Origin of the sequence: Acidovorax sp. LjRoot118, from assembly GCF_964253575.1 — a bacterium.
Taxonomy (GTDB): Bacteria; Pseudomonadota; Gammaproteobacteria; order Burkholderiales; family Burkholderiaceae_C; genus Acidovorax.
The window spans coordinates 1,212,744-1,226,741 of record NZ_CAXURB020000001.1; the positions used below are offsets into that span (position 1 = coordinate 1,212,744).

The 13,998-nt window shown below is 67.0% G+C and carries 13 protein-coding genes; 7 read left to right on the forward strand and 6 right to left on the reverse strand.

All coding sequences use genetic code 11. From position 1 onward, the window contains the following. Positions 1 to 12 precede the first annotated feature (12 nt). From pstC to phoR, 6 genes are read left to right on the forward strand one after another with little or no spacing between them, the layout of a single operon-like run. A complete protein-coding gene (gene pstC, locus ACSQ9E_RS05660; RefSeq protein WP_082604392.1) occupies positions 13 to 1,029 on the forward strand; it encodes a phosphate ABC transporter permease subunit PstC in 1,017 nt (338 codons plus the stop codon). Continuing rightward, positions 1,026 to 1,925, forward strand: a complete 900-nt coding sequence (pstA, locus tag ACSQ9E_RS05665; RefSeq protein WP_436217131.1) for a phosphate ABC transporter permease PstA — start codon at positions 1,026 to 1,028, stop codon at positions 1,923 to 1,925. The genes pstC and pstA overlap by 4 nt, the downstream gene beginning before the upstream one ends. 26 nt (positions 1,926 to 1,951) lie before the next feature. After that, positions 1,952 to 2,737: a phosphate ABC transporter ATP-binding protein PstB gene (pstB, locus tag ACSQ9E_RS05670; RefSeq protein ID WP_057205659.1), complete on the forward strand. Its 786-nt coding sequence runs from the start codon at positions 1,952 to 1,954 to the stop codon at positions 2,735 to 2,737. 10 nt (positions 2,738 to 2,747) lie between these two features. Continuing rightward, on the forward strand, positions 2,748 to 3,449 hold the full coding sequence (phoU, locus tag ACSQ9E_RS05675; protein ID WP_057205661.1) for a phosphate signaling complex protein PhoU: 702 nt from the start codon (positions 2,748 to 2,750) through the stop codon (positions 3,447 to 3,449). Positions 3,450 to 3,464: 15 nt separating this feature from the next. Further along, entirely contained in the window at positions 3,465 to 4,181 is a 717-nt protein-coding gene (phoB, locus tag ACSQ9E_RS05680) for a phosphate regulon transcriptional regulator PhoB (protein WP_057205663.1), read from the forward strand. Between the two features lie 58 nt (positions 4,182 to 4,239). Then, positions 4,240 to 5,592 (forward strand): phosphate regulon sensor histidine kinase PhoR, encoded by a 1,353-nt coding sequence (gene phoR / locus ACSQ9E_RS05685; RefSeq protein WP_057269602.1) that lies wholly within the window; start codon positions 4,240 to 4,242, stop codon positions 5,590 to 5,592. Here the strand turns inward: phoR and ACSQ9E_RS05690 are convergent. The 4 genes from ACSQ9E_RS05690 to ACSQ9E_RS05705 form a co-directional block, all read right to left on the reverse strand. Further along, positions 5,549 to 6,913: an MATE family efflux transporter gene (locus ACSQ9E_RS05690; protein WP_057205667.1), complete on the reverse strand. Its 1,365-nt coding sequence runs from the start codon at positions 6,911 to 6,913 to the stop codon at positions 5,549 to 5,551. The genes phoR and ACSQ9E_RS05690 overlap by 44 nt on opposite strands. Continuing rightward, the gene (locus ACSQ9E_RS05695) at positions 6,913 to 8,622 is read right to left on the reverse strand and encodes a hypothetical protein (RefSeq protein WP_057205669.1); all 1,710 of its coding nucleotides are present in this window, start codon (positions 8,620 to 8,622) and stop codon (positions 6,913 to 6,915) included. Before ACSQ9E_RS05695 ends, ACSQ9E_RS05690 begins: the two co-directional genes overlap by 1 nt. Before the next feature lie 173 nt (positions 8,623 to 8,795). Further along, on the reverse strand, positions 8,796 to 9,080 hold the full coding sequence (locus tag ACSQ9E_RS05700; RefSeq protein WP_057206201.1) for a type B 50S ribosomal protein L31: 285 nt from the start codon (positions 9,078 to 9,080) through the stop codon (positions 8,796 to 8,798). A 124-nt stretch (positions 9,081 to 9,204) separates the two neighbouring features. Continuing rightward, positions 9,205 to 10,383, reverse strand: a complete 1,179-nt coding sequence (locus ACSQ9E_RS05705) for a citrate/2-methylcitrate synthase (RefSeq protein ID WP_436217132.1) — start codon at positions 10,381 to 10,383, stop codon at positions 9,205 to 9,207. Between the two features lie 97 nt (positions 10,384 to 10,480). Between ACSQ9E_RS05705 and ACSQ9E_RS05710 the strand changes: the two genes are divergently transcribed. Then, positions 10,481 to 11,869 (forward strand): CoA transferase, encoded by a 1,389-nt coding sequence (locus ACSQ9E_RS05710; protein WP_436217133.1) that lies wholly within the window; start codon positions 10,481 to 10,483, stop codon positions 11,867 to 11,869. Positions 11,870 to 12,050: 181 nt separating this feature from the next. On the opposite strand, the gene rho is transcribed toward ACSQ9E_RS05710, so the two are convergent. Beyond that, a complete protein-coding gene (gene rho / locus ACSQ9E_RS05715; protein WP_007847642.1) occupies positions 12,051 to 13,313 on the reverse strand; it encodes a transcription termination factor Rho in 1,263 nt (420 codons plus the stop codon). Positions 13,314 to 13,574: 261 nt separating this feature from the next. Beyond that, positions 13,575 to 13,907: a thioredoxin TrxA gene (gene trxA, locus ACSQ9E_RS05720; RefSeq protein ID WP_057205675.1), complete on the reverse strand. Its 333-nt coding sequence runs from the start codon at positions 13,905 to 13,907 to the stop codon at positions 13,575 to 13,577. Positions 13,908 to 13,998: the final 91 nt, after the last annotated feature.

Consider the following 13,998-nt stretch of genomic DNA (forward strand, 5'->3'; position numbering starts at 1 on the left):
GTGTCCACTACGATGCCGGTCCGCGACAATCCGTCCCTCGAGACGGCCCCTCTGCGCACCAAAAACATGCCTCCACCTCCCTCCCGCCCCCTGATCTCCGGCATGCTGGCCGACCGGCTGTTCGGCTGGCTGGCGCGCGGCGCCGCCATTCTGACCTTGCTGCTGCTGGTCGGTATCCTGGGCTCCCTGGTCGTGGGCGCCTGGCCCTCCATTGCCAAGTACGGCCTCGGTTTCCTCACCAGCAGCGTGTGGGATCCGGTTCAGGACGAGTACGGCGGCCTGGTCATGATCTATGGCACGGTGACCACGTCCATCATCGCCCTCGTCATTGCGGTGCCCGTCAGCTTCGGCATCGCACTGTTCCTGACCGAGCTGTCGCCTGCATGGCTCAAGCGCCCCCTGGGCACCGCCATCGAGCTGCTGGCGGCCGTCCCCTCCATCGTCTACGGCATGTGGGGCCTGATGGTGTTCGGCCCCATCCTCTCGACCTATGTGCAGCAGCCGCTTCAGGCGCTGTTCGCGGGCGTGCCCTACCTGGGTGCCTTCGTGTCGGGCCCCCCGGTGGGCATCGGCATCCTGTCGGCCGGCATCATCCTGGCCATCATGATCATTCCGTTCATCGCCTCGGTGATGCGCGACGTGTTCGAAGTCACGCCCGCCCTGCTCAAGGAGTCGGCCTACGGCCTGGGCTCCACGACCTGGGAAGTGATGTGGAAGGTGGTTCTGCCCTACACCAAGACCGGCGTGCTCGGCGGCATCATGCTGGGCCTGGGCCGGGCGCTGGGTGAGACCATGGCCGTGACCTTCGTCATCGGCAACATGAACCAGCTGTCCTCGCTGTCGATGTTCGAGGCGGCCAACAGCATCACCTCGGCGCTGGCCAACGAGTTCGCCGAAGCCGGCGAGGGCCTGCACCAGGCTTCGCTGATCTACCTGGGCCTGGTCCTGTTCTTCATCACCTTCGTGGTGCTGACGCTGTCCAAGATCCTGCTGTCCCGCCTGCAAAAGAACGAAGGAGCTCGCACATGAGCACCAGCACCAGCACCAGCACCTCGCAGCGCCTGATCTCGGCGGCCGAGCTCGACCAGCAGCGCCAAGCGCGCTACAACAGCCGCAAGCGCGTCAACCAGATCGCGCTCGTCCTGTCGCTCGCCGCCATGGCGTTCGGCGTGTTCTGGCTGGTCTGGATTCTGTGGGAAACCGTGCGCCTGGGCGTGGGGGGCTTGAACATCGCCCTGTTCACCCAGATGACGCCACCGCCGAACGAAGCGGGCGGCATTTCCAATGCCATCTACGGCTCGTTCGTGATGGTGCTGCTGGCCACCTTCGTGGGTACGCCCATCGGCATCATGGCCGGCATCTACCTGGCCGAGTACGAGACCAAGAGCCTGCTGGCTTCGGTCACGCGCTTCGTCAACGACATCCTGCTGTCGGCGCCCAGCATCGTCATCGGCCTGTTCGTGTATGCCGTGGTGGTGGCGCGCTTCAAGAGCTTTTCGGCCTATGCCGGCATCCTGGCGCTGGCGCTGATCGTGATACCGGTGGTCATCCGCACCACCGAGAACATGCTCATCCTGGTGCCTGCCAGCCTGCGCGAGGCCGCCTACGCCCTGGGCACGCCCAAGTGGAAGGTGATCCTGATGGTGACGCTGCGCGCTGCCCGCGCCGGTGTGATCACCGGTGTGCTGCTGGCCGTGGCCCGCATCGCCGGTGAAACCGCTCCGCTGCTGTTCACTGCGCTGAACAACCAGTTCTGGAACGGCGACCTGGCCAAGCCCATGGCCAGCCTGCCGGTGACCATCTTCAAGTTCGCCATGAGCCCCTACGAGAACTGGCAGCAACTGGCCTGGGCCGGCGTCTTCCTGATCACCGTCGCAGTTCTCGGCCTGAACATCCTGGCGCGGGTCCTGACCCGCCAAAAGTAAGCCCCAGCAGCAAGAAAGACACCCTCATGTCCGCTATTCTCAAGAACGACGCGCCCAACAAGTCCAAGATCACGGTGCGCGACCTGAACTTCTACTACGGCAAGTTCCATGCCCTGAAGGCTATCAACCTCGACATCCCCGAGAACAAGGTCACGGCCTTCATCGGTCCCTCGGGCTGTGGCAAATCCACGCTGCTGCGTACCTTCAACCGCATGTTCGAGCTTTACCCAGAGCAACGCGCCGAAGGCCAGATCGTGCTGGACGGGGAGAACCTGCTCAAGAGCAAGCAGGACGTGGCCCTGGTGCGCGCCAAGGTCGGCATGGTGTTCCAGAAGCCCACGCCGTTCCCGATGTCGATCTACGACAACATCGCCTTCGGCGTGAAGCTCTTCGAGAGCCTGAACGCCACCGACATGGACGACCGTGTGGAATGGGCGCTGCGCAAGGCCGCATTGTGGAACGAGGTCAAGGACAAGCTCAACCAGAGCGGTTCCAGCCTTTCGGGCGGCCAGCAGCAGCGCCTGTGCATTGCCCGCGGCATTGCCATCAAGCCAGAAGTGCTGCTGCTCGATGAGCCCTGCTCGGCCCTGGACCCGATCTCGACCGCCAAGGTGGAAGAGCTGATCGCCGAGCTCAAGAACGACTACACAGTGGTCATCGTGACCCACAACATGCAGCAGGCCGCGCGCTGCAGCGACTACACCGCCTACATGTACCTGGGCGACCTGGTGGAGTTCGGCGAGACGGAACAGATGTTCTTCAAGCCGCAGCGCAAGGAAACCGAAGACTACATTACCGGCCGTTTCGGCTAAGGAGACAGCAATGCCCGACAAGCACCTTTCGTCGCAGTTCGACTCAGAACTCAACAGCGTCTCCGCCCGCGTCATGGAAATGGGCGGTCTCGTGGAGTCGCAGATCCGCCAGGCCGTGTACGCCCTGTCGCAGTTCAGCCTGGAGGCCGTGGAACAGGTCGCCGCCATCGAAGTGCGCGTGAACGCCATGGAAGTGGAGATCGACCACGAGCTGTCCTCCATCATCGCCCGCCGACAGCCCACCGCACGCGACCTGCGTCTGCTGATGGCCTTCTCCAAGGCCACCGCCAACCTGGAGCGCATGGGCGACGAGGCCAACAAGATGGCGCGCATGGTGCGCTCCATCATCGAGAGCGGCGCCGCGCGCTCGCTGCCGTCGAGCGACCTGCGTGTGGCCGCCGAGCTGGCCTCGGGCCTGCTGCGCAAGGCGCTCGATGCCTTCGCCCGCCTGGACACCACGATGGCCGTGTCCATCCTCAAGGAGGATGACCTGATCGACAAGGAGTTCGATGGCTTCGTGCGCAAGCTGGTCACCTACATGATGGAAGACCCCCGCACCATCTCCCCGAGCCTGGACCTTCTGTTCCTGGCCAAGGCCATCGAGCGCATCGGCGACCATTCGAAGAATGTGGCCGAACTCATCATCTACCTGGTCAAGGGCAAGGACGTGCGCCACACGGCCCTCGATGAGATCGAATCGGCCGTACTGTAGGCCCGTGAACGCTGTATGAGAAAGCTACCCCGTGTTCTGATCGTCGAAGACGAACCTGCGATCGCCGAGCTGATCGCGGTCAACCTGCGGCACAACGGATTCCAGCCCTTCTGGGCCGAAGATGGCGAATCGGCCCAGCGCGAGCTCGATGCCGTGCTGCCCGACGTCATCCTGCTCGACTGGATGCTGCCTGGCCAGAGTGGCCTGTCGCTGGCGCGCAAGTGGCGTGCCGATGCGCGCACCAAGCCCATCCCCATCCTCATGCTCACGGCCCGCGGCGACGAGCCGGACAAGGTGGCGGGCCTGGACGCCGGTGCCGACGACTACATCACCAAGCCGTTCTCCACGCAGGAACTGCTGGCGCGCATCCGTGCCGTGCTGCGCCGCCGCGCGCCCGAGCAGGTCAGCGACAGCGTGACCATCGGCGAATTGGCGTTGGACGCGGGCACCTACCGGGTAACGTTTCAGGGCCAACAGCTCAAGGTCGGCCCCACCGAGTTCAAGCTGCTGCATTACCTCATGAAGCATGCCGAGCGCGTGCACAGCCGCTCGCAGCTGCTGGACAAGGTCTGGGGCGACCATGTCTTCATCGAAGAGCGTACAGTGGACGTGCACGTCAAGCGCCTGCGCGAAGCGCTGGGCGCCGCATCGGTGATGGTGGAAACGGTGCGCGGTGCCGGCTACCGGCTCACGGCGCAATCGCAACCCCAGGTGCAGCAGCTGCAAGCCTGACGGGTCACAGGGCGCCACGGTGGCGCCCTCGGTTTTCTGAGAAGGCTTTGCAATCCGCATGCTCTGGCGATTCACGTATTTTCTGCTCTGGCAAATCGCCGGTGGCGGACTCGGTTGGTGGCAGGGTGGGCCCTGGGGGGCGGCCCTGGGAGCGGCGATAGCGGCCTGGGCCTGGTTCGTGTGGGACCTGCTGCGCGGCGCGCGCGTGCTGCACTGGCTGCGCACGGGCGACCTGTCGAACGCGCCGGTCATGCGCGGCATGTGGGGCGAGGCGGCCGACCGCTCGCGGCGCCTGCTGCGCCTGCAGGCCCAGGAGGTGCAGAGCAGCCAGAACCGCCTGCAGGAGATCCTGGCCGCGCTGCAGGCCACGCCCAACGGCGTGGTGCTGCTGGATGCGCAGGGCCACATCGAGTGGTGCAACCAGATGGCGGCAAGCCAGTTCGGCTTCGACGCGCAGCGCGATGTCATGCAGTCGATCGGCAATCTGGTGCGCGACCCCGATTTCACCGCCTACTACACCACCCAGGATTTCACGCACGATGTGGTGCTGGAAGGGCGTTTCAGCACCTCGTCGCGCCCGGTGCGCATCTCGGTGCAGCTGCACCCCTATGGCGACGGCCGCACGCTGCTGCTGTCGCGCGATGTGACCGCGCTGGAGCAGGCCGAGGCCATGCGCCGTGACTTCGTGGCCAACGTCTCGCACGAGATCCGCACGCCGCTCACGGTGCTCATGGGCTTCGTCGAGACGCTGCAGACCCTGCCGCTGGCGCAGGACGAGCGCGCCCGTTATCTGGGCATGATGTCCCAGCAGGCCGCACGCATGCAGAGCGTGGTGCAGGACCTGCTCACGCTGTCGCGGCTGGAGGGCAGCCCGCCGCCCGGCATGGCCGAGTGGATGCCCGTGCAGGGCCTGGTGCAGCGCTGCGAGGAGGAAAGCCGTGCCCTGTCGGCCCTGCTCACGCAGACCCAGCAGCGCCACCACACGCTCATCTTCCCATCGGCGCAGGAACTGCGGGCCCAGGGAGATATCGCCGGTGTGCCGGCGGAACTGCAGAGCGCGCTGTCCAACATCATCAACAACGCCGTGCGCTACACGCCTGCAGGCGGCACGATCACGGTGAGCTGGGTGCGCAAGGACGATGGCTCGGCCGCGTTCTCGGTCAAGGACACGGGCCCGGGCATCGCGCCCGAGCACATTCCGCGGCTGACCGAGCGCTTTTACCGGGTGGACCGCAGCCGCTCGCGCGAAACCGGTGGCACGGGCCTGGGCCTGGCCATCGTCAAGCATGTGCTGCAGCGCCATGGCGCCACGCTCAGCATCCAGAGCACCCTGGGCAAGGGCTCGACCTTCTGCGTCACCTTTCCGGTCAGCCGGCTGCGCGCGCCAGTGCCGCAGGCGCTGGCAGCCTGATCGCGCGCCAGAGCATGGCTGCGAACAAGGCGGCCGTCACGACCAGGGCTGCGGCGCTGGCGGCCCAGAAGGTGGCCGGTGTGGCCACCGCGCCCCAGGGCCCCAGGCCCTGGTAGGCCAGCAGGTAGCCGCCGCCCAGGCCGGCGCCCCACAGCAGCGTGCAGTACACCACCAGCGGCGCCACCGTGATGCGGTAGCAGCGCAGCACGAACACGCACAGGGTCTGCAGCGCGTCGGCCACATGGTAGGCCGCCACCCAGGCCAGCAGCCCGCCCGTCACCGCCACCACCAGTGCGTTCGATGAGTACAGCGCACCCAGGTGGTTGCGCGCCAGGAACATCAGCGCCGCCAGGCCCAGGCCGATGGCGCAGGCCAGGCGCACGCCCAGCAGTGCCACCTGGCGTGCGCGCTGCGGCTCGCCTGCGCCCAGCCAGTAGCTCACGCGCGCACTGGTGGCAATGGACAGCGACAGCGGCACCATGTACAGCACGGCTGCGAGGTTGGACGCGATCTGGTGCGCGGCCGAGGCAATCGTGCCCTGGCGCGCTATGAACAGGGCCATCAGCGTGAACGAGGTCACCTCCACCATCACCGCCAGGCCGGCCGGCACACCCAGGCGCGCAAAGCCTGCGATGGTGGGCCAGTGCGGGCGCTCCAGCGGCTTCCAGATGGCCAGCGGCTCATACAACGACTGCGTGCGCAGCAGCCACACCGCCAGGGCGAGCATGCTGCAGTTGACCACCAGCGTGGCCCAGGCGCAGCCCACGGCGCCCTGCGCGGGCAGGCCCGCGCCGCCAAAGGTGAACCAGATGGACAGCGGCACCTTGATGAACAGCGAGCCCACCTGCAGCCAGGTGACCAGCTGCGGGCGCCCGAGGGCCTGGTTGAGCGTGCTGTAGACGCGAAACAGCAGGGCTGGCGGCAGTGCCAGCGCGAGCACGGCCAAGTAGTTTTCGACCTCGCTGCGCAGCGCATCTGGCACCTCGGTCCAGCGCAGCACGGCGCCGGGCGAGAGCAGCACCGCCATGCCCAGGGCGCTGGCCACGGCACACAGGTACAGCGACTGGCGCAGCGAGGCGCCCAGCTGCCGCTGGTGCCCTGCGCCGCGCTGCTCGGCCCATACCGGCAGCAGGGCGCTGAGCACCCCGATCAGCGCCACGTAGACACTGATGAAGATGGCCGAGCCCACCGACAGCGCAGCCAGAGATGCTTCGCTGTAGCGGCCCGCGACGATGGTGTCGGCCACGCCGAAGGCCATCACCGCCAGTTGCCCGGCCAGCACCGTCACGGCGTGGCGGGAAATGGTCGACAGCTCGCTCATCAGTTTTTGGTTTCGGTTTCGATGCGCCGGAACACGAGCAGGAAATCGGTCTTGTCGGTGGGGCGCACCACCGTGGCCACGCGTTCCCATTGCAGCCCGTCCACCGTGGATGCGGGTGCGGGCCAGGAGGCGATGTCCGAGACCAGCCACTCGCAGCCGCTCACCGACAGGCTGGCCGGGCGCAGCGTGAAGCCGGCGTGATACTGCAGGGCGGCCACCTGGGCGCGGCTCAGGCCCACGGTCTGCACGCAGCCCGGGTTCTCGCCCACGACGGCGTTGATGGCGCGCATCTGCGGCACGTAGCTGCGCGCGAAGTCCAGGAGCGGCAGCCACAGGCTCATGAGCAGCAGCCAACTCAGCGCGGCGCCGCTGGCGGGCAGCACCAGGCTCTTCCAGATCGGTGCGCGGTTGCGCGAGGCGCGCCACCACACCAGCGCGCACCAGCCCACCGAGGCCGCGAGCGCCACCACCAGGGCCAGCAGCGAAAACTCGGGCACGAAGCCGGGCGCCAGCTTGGCCACGTTGGCGGCCGGCTTGGCGGGCACGCCGGTCTGCATGGCGATCCAGATCACCCAGATGGCCAGCGCCGAGACGCTGAAGAACAGCAGCGTGAACCAGTCGATCAGCGCTCCCATGCTGCGGCTGAGCGTGGGCAGGGCGAAGGCCGCCAGTGCCGCCAGTGCGGGCAGGCCCAGCAGCAGCGCACGGTCGGCCGGCTGGGTGGTGATGGTGGCGCCGATGGAGATGGCCGTGAACCACAGCGGCAGCAGCAGGTGGCGGTGCCACTGGCGGCTGGCGATCTGCTTGCGCCAGCGCCACAGTGTCCACAGCGCCAGGGGCCAGGCGGGCCAGCCGAACCAGACCAGCAACCGGGCCAGGCTCGCCCATTCCTTGCCGCCTTCCTCGGTGCCCACGATGCGCCAGCGCCACAGGTCGAGCTGCCAGGCCAGCGCGGCGGCTGCCACGATGACCAGCGCCGTGGCCACCGCCCAGGACTTGCACTGGCGCTCGTCCTTGTCGGGCAGACGCAAGGCCAGCAGCACGCCGCTGGCACCTAGCAGCACCGTGAGCGCGGGTGCCCCGGCGAGCGTGAGGCCGAAGGCGCCCACCAGCATGGCGCCCAGCGCCTTGCCGGCGTGGTAGGGCAGCGCCGCAAAGGCGAAGAACAGGAAGGAGGTGCAACTGAGCTGCACCAGGTAGCTGGTCACCTCGTGCGAGAGCTGGGCCAGGCCCAGGCAGGCGATCAGGGCGAGCAGGGCGCCATCGGCAATGGCACGCGCGTAGTCGAGCGGGGGGGCCTCGCCGCCGAAGGCAAAGGCCACGGGCTGTGCACCCGGGCTGCGCGCCAGGTAGTACACGCCATACCAGGTGGCCATGAGCGTGAGCGCCAGCAGGGCGGCAAACGGAAGGCGAACTGCCATCTCGGGCGACAGCCAGGACGGCGCCCACTGGATGGCCAGCGCCCCGATCCAGTAGGGCAGCAGGCCTTCGGTTTCGGGCGCCATGCCGCCCAGCAGCGGGTTGAGCCAGTCGGTGCGCCCTTGCGCCAGCTCCAGCATGTAGCCGTAGGCGGTAATGTCGGCGCTCTTCCAGGGCGCGCGCCCGACGAAGCCGGGGACCACGTAGGCAATGCACAGCAGCATCAGGGCCCAGCGCGGCAGTGGCCGCACGGCATTCTGGGTAACGATGGCTGGGGTCGGTGGGTTCACGCGGTGGTCAGTGGCTTTGGGGAGCCGCCAAGAATAAGGGATAAGCGCCCGGGTTCCGTCAGCAGGCTGTGGTGGTCAGGGTAAATCTGGTAACCCCGGTCACAGGGCACGGCGCGCCCAAGAAAAAAGGCAGCACGGTTGCCCGGGCTGCCTCTTGGCGCATTGCGTGCAGATTACTTGTCGGCAGCAGCAGGCGCAGCGGTCGTCGACGTGGTCTTGCCGAAACGGTTGCGGAAACGTTCCACGCGGCCGCCCATGTTGTCCACGGACTTTTGCGTGCCCGTGTAGAAGGGGTGCGATTCGCTGGAGGTGTCGAGCTTGAACAGGGGCAGCTCACGGCCGTCTTCGGTCTTGCCCATTTCCTTGGTGTTCACGCACGAGCGGGTGACGAACTTGAAACCGTTGGACAGGTCCACGAACAGAACTTCGCGGTAGTTGGGGTGAATGCCTTCTTTCATGATCAATCCTTGTCAAGTGCGGGAGCCGTGCTGGACCCGGAGCAACCTTTGCGCCGTGGAGCATCCAGCGTACTTTCCGCAGAAAAAGCCCTCCATTATAACCCGAGCGCCCCAACTTCCAAACTCAGGGCCGTGGGCCCGTGTAGGCAGCCCGAGGGCGTATCAGGCCGTCGCCGCTGCGCTGCTCCAGCGCATGTGCTATCCAGCCCAGGGATCGGCCCAGGGCAAACAGCCCGTAGGCGGCACCCTGCGGCAGGGCCAGGTGGCGGCGCACGGCCACCAGTGCAAAGTCCAGCGACGGGGGTTGGCCCACCAGGGCTTGGGCTTCGCTGATCCAGGGCGCCCATGTGGGCCGCGCGGGCAGGATGCGCGCCAGCAGCAGCCGTGCGCGCACGTCGCCTTCGGGGTACAGGTGGTGGCCAAAGCCGGGCAGGGCCTCGCCGCGGGCCAGCCGCTGGCGCAGGCCTGCGGCGGGCGAAGAATCGCCCAATTCGTCCCACAGGGCCTCCACCCGGGCCGTGGCTCCGCCGTGGCGTGCGCCGGTCAGTGCTGCCAGTCCGGCCACCACGGCCGCGCGCAGGCTGGCGCCGGTAGAGGCCACGCAGCGCGCGGTGAAGCTTGAGGCATTGAGCTCGTGGTCGGCGCACAGCACCAGCGCCATGCGCACCAGATCGGCGCCCTCGCCATTGAGCTGCCAGGCCCGGGCGCATTGCAGGTGGATCGGTTCGGCGCTGGGCGCAGTGCCCAGCAGGCAGGCGGCCAGCTGGCGCACCAGGGCACCGCAGCCCTCGGCCAGGCGCTCGGGCGCGGCCTGCCACTGGGCCGTGGGTGCGTCGTCGCTGGCGATTGTGAACAGCGGCAGCAGAGCCTCCTGCGGCCCGCGGCTGGCCAGGTGGGGCTGCACGCTGGCCAGCATGGCTGAGGCCACGGGTGGCATGGCGCCAAAGGCTGCGGATTCCGGGCACTGCCAGAGCCGGGCGGCCACGGCCTCCACGCTGCTGGTCTGCGCCAGGCCTTCGATGCTGGCACCGCGCAGGTACAGCCGGCCGTCCTCGATCAAGGTGATTGCCGATTCGAGCACCGGCAGCCCCCAGCTGAGCGTGGCCTTGGCCACCTCCCTCGGCTTGCGCCCGCGCTTGCGCTGGCCCGCCAGCATGTCCACGTCGGCCAGCGCATAGCGGCTCTCGCGCGGCGTGGGGCCGGGGTGGGCATGAAGCAGGCCGCGGCTCACGTAGGCGTACAGCGTGGCGCGCGAGACACCCAGGCGTTCGGCGGTTTCGGCGGCGGAGAGATAACTGGACACGGCGTATTGCAAAAAAATGATGTTGAAAATATAAATCAATATTGACAATAAATGCTGCCAGTCTATTCTGGGAAGCCTCTTTCAAGGAGGTTTTCCTATGTCTGCCCACACGATTCCAGTTCCCACGGGCGCCTTGGCGCTGGCTTGCGAAGCATGGGCAGCGCTGGATGGCCCGGCAGCGTCGCTGCACCACCTGTCCATCGCAGGCCGGGGCGATCTGCCCTCGGTGTTTCCGGTCACGGACCTGGCCGCCGCCTCGGTGGGTGTGGCGGGGCTGGCCGTGGCCGAGTTCATCGCACAGGCTGCCAGCGATGGGCCTGCCGTACAGGTGGACCGGCGCCTCGCGTCCTTCTGGTTCGGGATGTCGCTGCGCCCGCAGGGCTGGTCCCTGCCGCCGGTATGGGATGCCGTGGCCGGGGACTACCGCGCGGCCGATGGCTGGGTGCGGCTGCACACGAATGCGCCGCACCACCGCGATGCGGCCTTGGCCGTGCTGGGTGTGGAGGCCGACAGGGAGGTCGTTGCGCGCGCCGTGGCCGGCTGGGATGCCGACGCACTGGAGGCCGCAGTGGTGGAGCGGGGCGGTTGCGCAGCCGCCATGCGCAGCGTGGCAGACTGGAATGCCCACCCACAGGGCCTGGCGGTGCAGGCCGAACCCCTGGTGCATTGGAGTATTGGAAACCCGGTGGCCGAGCCCGACTGGCGCATCGATCCAGCGCGCCCCCTGCGCGGTGTGCGGGTGCTCGATCTGACGCGCATCCTTGCCGGCCCCACGGCCACGCGTTTCATGGCGGGCTTCGGCGCGGATGTGCTGCGCATCGACCCCCCTGGCTGGGAGGAGCCCGTCACCGTGCCCGAGGTGGTGCTGGGCAAGCGCTGTGCGCGGCTGGACCTGCGGGTCGCCTCCGACTTGTTGGTGTTCGAAGGATTGCTGCGCCAGGCCGATGTGCTGGTGCATGGCCTGCGGCCCGGCGCGCTGGAGCACCTGGGGCTTGGCGAGCAAAGGCGGCGCGAGCTCAACCTGGGCCTGGTGGACGTATCGCTCAATGCCTATGGCTGGAGCGGCCCCTGGCAGGGCCGGCGCGGCTTCGACAGCCTGGTGCAGATGAGCACAGGCATCGCCGAGGCGGGCATGCGTCTCTCGGGCCAGGACCGGCCCGTGCCGCTGCCCGTGCAGGCCATCGACCACGCCACGGGCTACCTGATGGCGGCGGCTGCCGTGCGTGGGCTGGCGCGCCGCAGGGCCACCGGCGCGGGCTGCACGGCGCGGCTGTCCCTGGCGCGCACAGCGCACTGGTTGGTGTCCGCCGAGAGGGGCCCCGTGGAGCCTCTGGCGCCCGAGCAGCAAGATGATTGGAATGACGCGCTGGAGCCCACCTCCTGGGGCTCAGCCCGGCGGGTGCTGCCACCGCTGCAGGTGCAGGGCGCTGTCATGCATTGGGACCGGCCGGCGCTGGCCCTGGGCTCTGCGCAGGCGCGCTGGTAGATGGCCCTCAAGCAACAACGCCCCGCAGGCTCTGGGGCCTGCGGGGCGTTGTATCCGTGGTGCCAAAAGGCAGACTTGTACGGGTTGGCATTCGGCCGGATAACTAGGCGGGGAGCCGCAGACAGTGCTTTGGCACGGCAAGGCGACCCAACGACGTTAGCCGGTCGAAGGTCAATCCGTATCAGCCTCCCCGGCGCATCATGTCGAAGAAGTCGACATTGGTTTTCGTGGCCTTCATGTTCTTGATCATGAGCTCCATGGACTCGATCTCGTCCATGTTGTACATGAACTGGCGCAGGATGCGGGTCTTCTGCAGGATCTCGGGCACCAGGAGCAGCTCTTCGCGGCGCGTGCCGCTCTTGTTGAGCTCGATGGCGGGGAACACGCGCTTTTCGTACAGGCGGCGGTTCAGGTGGATTTCGCAGTTGCCCGTGCCCTTGAATTCTTCAAAGATCACTTCGTCCATGCGGCTGCCGGTGTCGACCAGCGCGGTGGCAATGATGGTCAGCGAGCCACCTTCCTCGACCTTGCGGGCGGCGCCGAAGAAGCGCTTGGGGCGCTGCAGCGCGGCAGCGTCCACACCGCCCGACAGCACCTTGCCGCTGGAGGGCACGACGTTGTTGTAGGCGCGGGCCAGGCGGGTGATGGAGTCCAGCAGAATGACCACGTCCTTCTTGAGCTCGACCAGGCGCTTGGCGCGCTCGATCACCATCTCGGCCACGTGCACGTGGCGCGCGGCGGGCTCGTCGAAGGTGGAGGCGATGATCTCGCCCTTGACCGTGCGCTGCATTTCGGTCACTTCTTCAGGGCGTTCGTCCACCAGCAGCACCATCAGGTGCACGTCGGGGTTGTTGGCCGTGATGGCGTGGGCGATGTGCTGCATCATCACCGTCTTGCCGCTCTTGGGCGGGGCCACGATCAGGGCGCGCTGGCCGCGGCCGATAGGCGCGATGATGTCGATGATGCGGCCGGTGATGTTCTCCTCGCTCTTGACGTCGCGTTCCAGGCGCATCTGTTCCTTGGGGAACAGGGGCGTCAGGTTCTCGAACATCACCTTGTGCTTGTTCTGCTCCGGCGGGCCGTCGTTGACCTTGTCGAGCTTGGTCAGGGCAAAGTAGCGCTCACCGTCCTTCGGGGTGCGCACTTCGCCTTCGATCATGTCGCCCGTGTGCAGGTTGAAGCGGCGCACCTGGCTGGGGGAGATGTAGATGTCGTCCGTGCTGGCGGTGAAGCTCGTGTCCGGGCTGCGCAGGAAGCCGAAGCCGTCGGGCAGGATTTCCAGCACCCCATCCGCAAACACCTGCTCTCCGGCCTTGGCGCGCTTCTTGATGATGGCAAACATCAGCTCCTGCTTGCGCATCCGGCCCGTGTTTTCGATTTCGAGTTCTTCGGCCTGCTTCAGGACTTCAGACACGTGCAGTGCCTTGAGTTCGTTTAAGTGCATGGAATGACTCCTTGGCGGAGTAGGTAGGTGTCTCGGGGGAGGTGGGCTGTTCGCCGGTGGTCTGCTGATGGCAGTCACGGCGTGCCTGGGGATCTCTCGAACCGGTTGCCAATGCGTGCAAGCCGGTGATCTGCTGGAATTATGACAGGAAAAAATCCGGGAAGGCCAGGCCGCTGCCCTCGGGCATGTGAAGAGATGCAAGCGGCGGTGAAATGCGGGGTGGTGGCACCCCGGCCCGGAGTGCCACCACCAGCAGTGGCGTTATGCCAATTGCTGGTCGACGAAGGCCGTCAACTGCTCCTTGCGCATGGAGCCGATCTTGGTGGCCGACAGCTGGCCGTCCTTGAAGAACATCAGCGTGGGGATGCCGCGGATGCCGAACTTGGCAGGCGTCTCGCGGTTCTCGTCGATGTTCAGCTTGGCGATCTGCAGCTTGCCTTCATAGGCCTTGGCCAGGTCGTCGAGGTGGGGGGCGATGTCCTTGCAGGGGCCGCACCATTCGGCCCAGTAGTCCACCAGCACGGGGGTGGTGGACTGCAGTACGTCGGCTTCAAAGCTGGCGTCGGTGAGGTGCTTGATGAGTTCGCTGGCCATGGCGTATTCCTTGTAGCTGGGCGGGTTGGGACCGGGGTACGTATAAAGTTGGGTCATTGTGACAGAAACCAATCCCACGTTCACCGGTGTG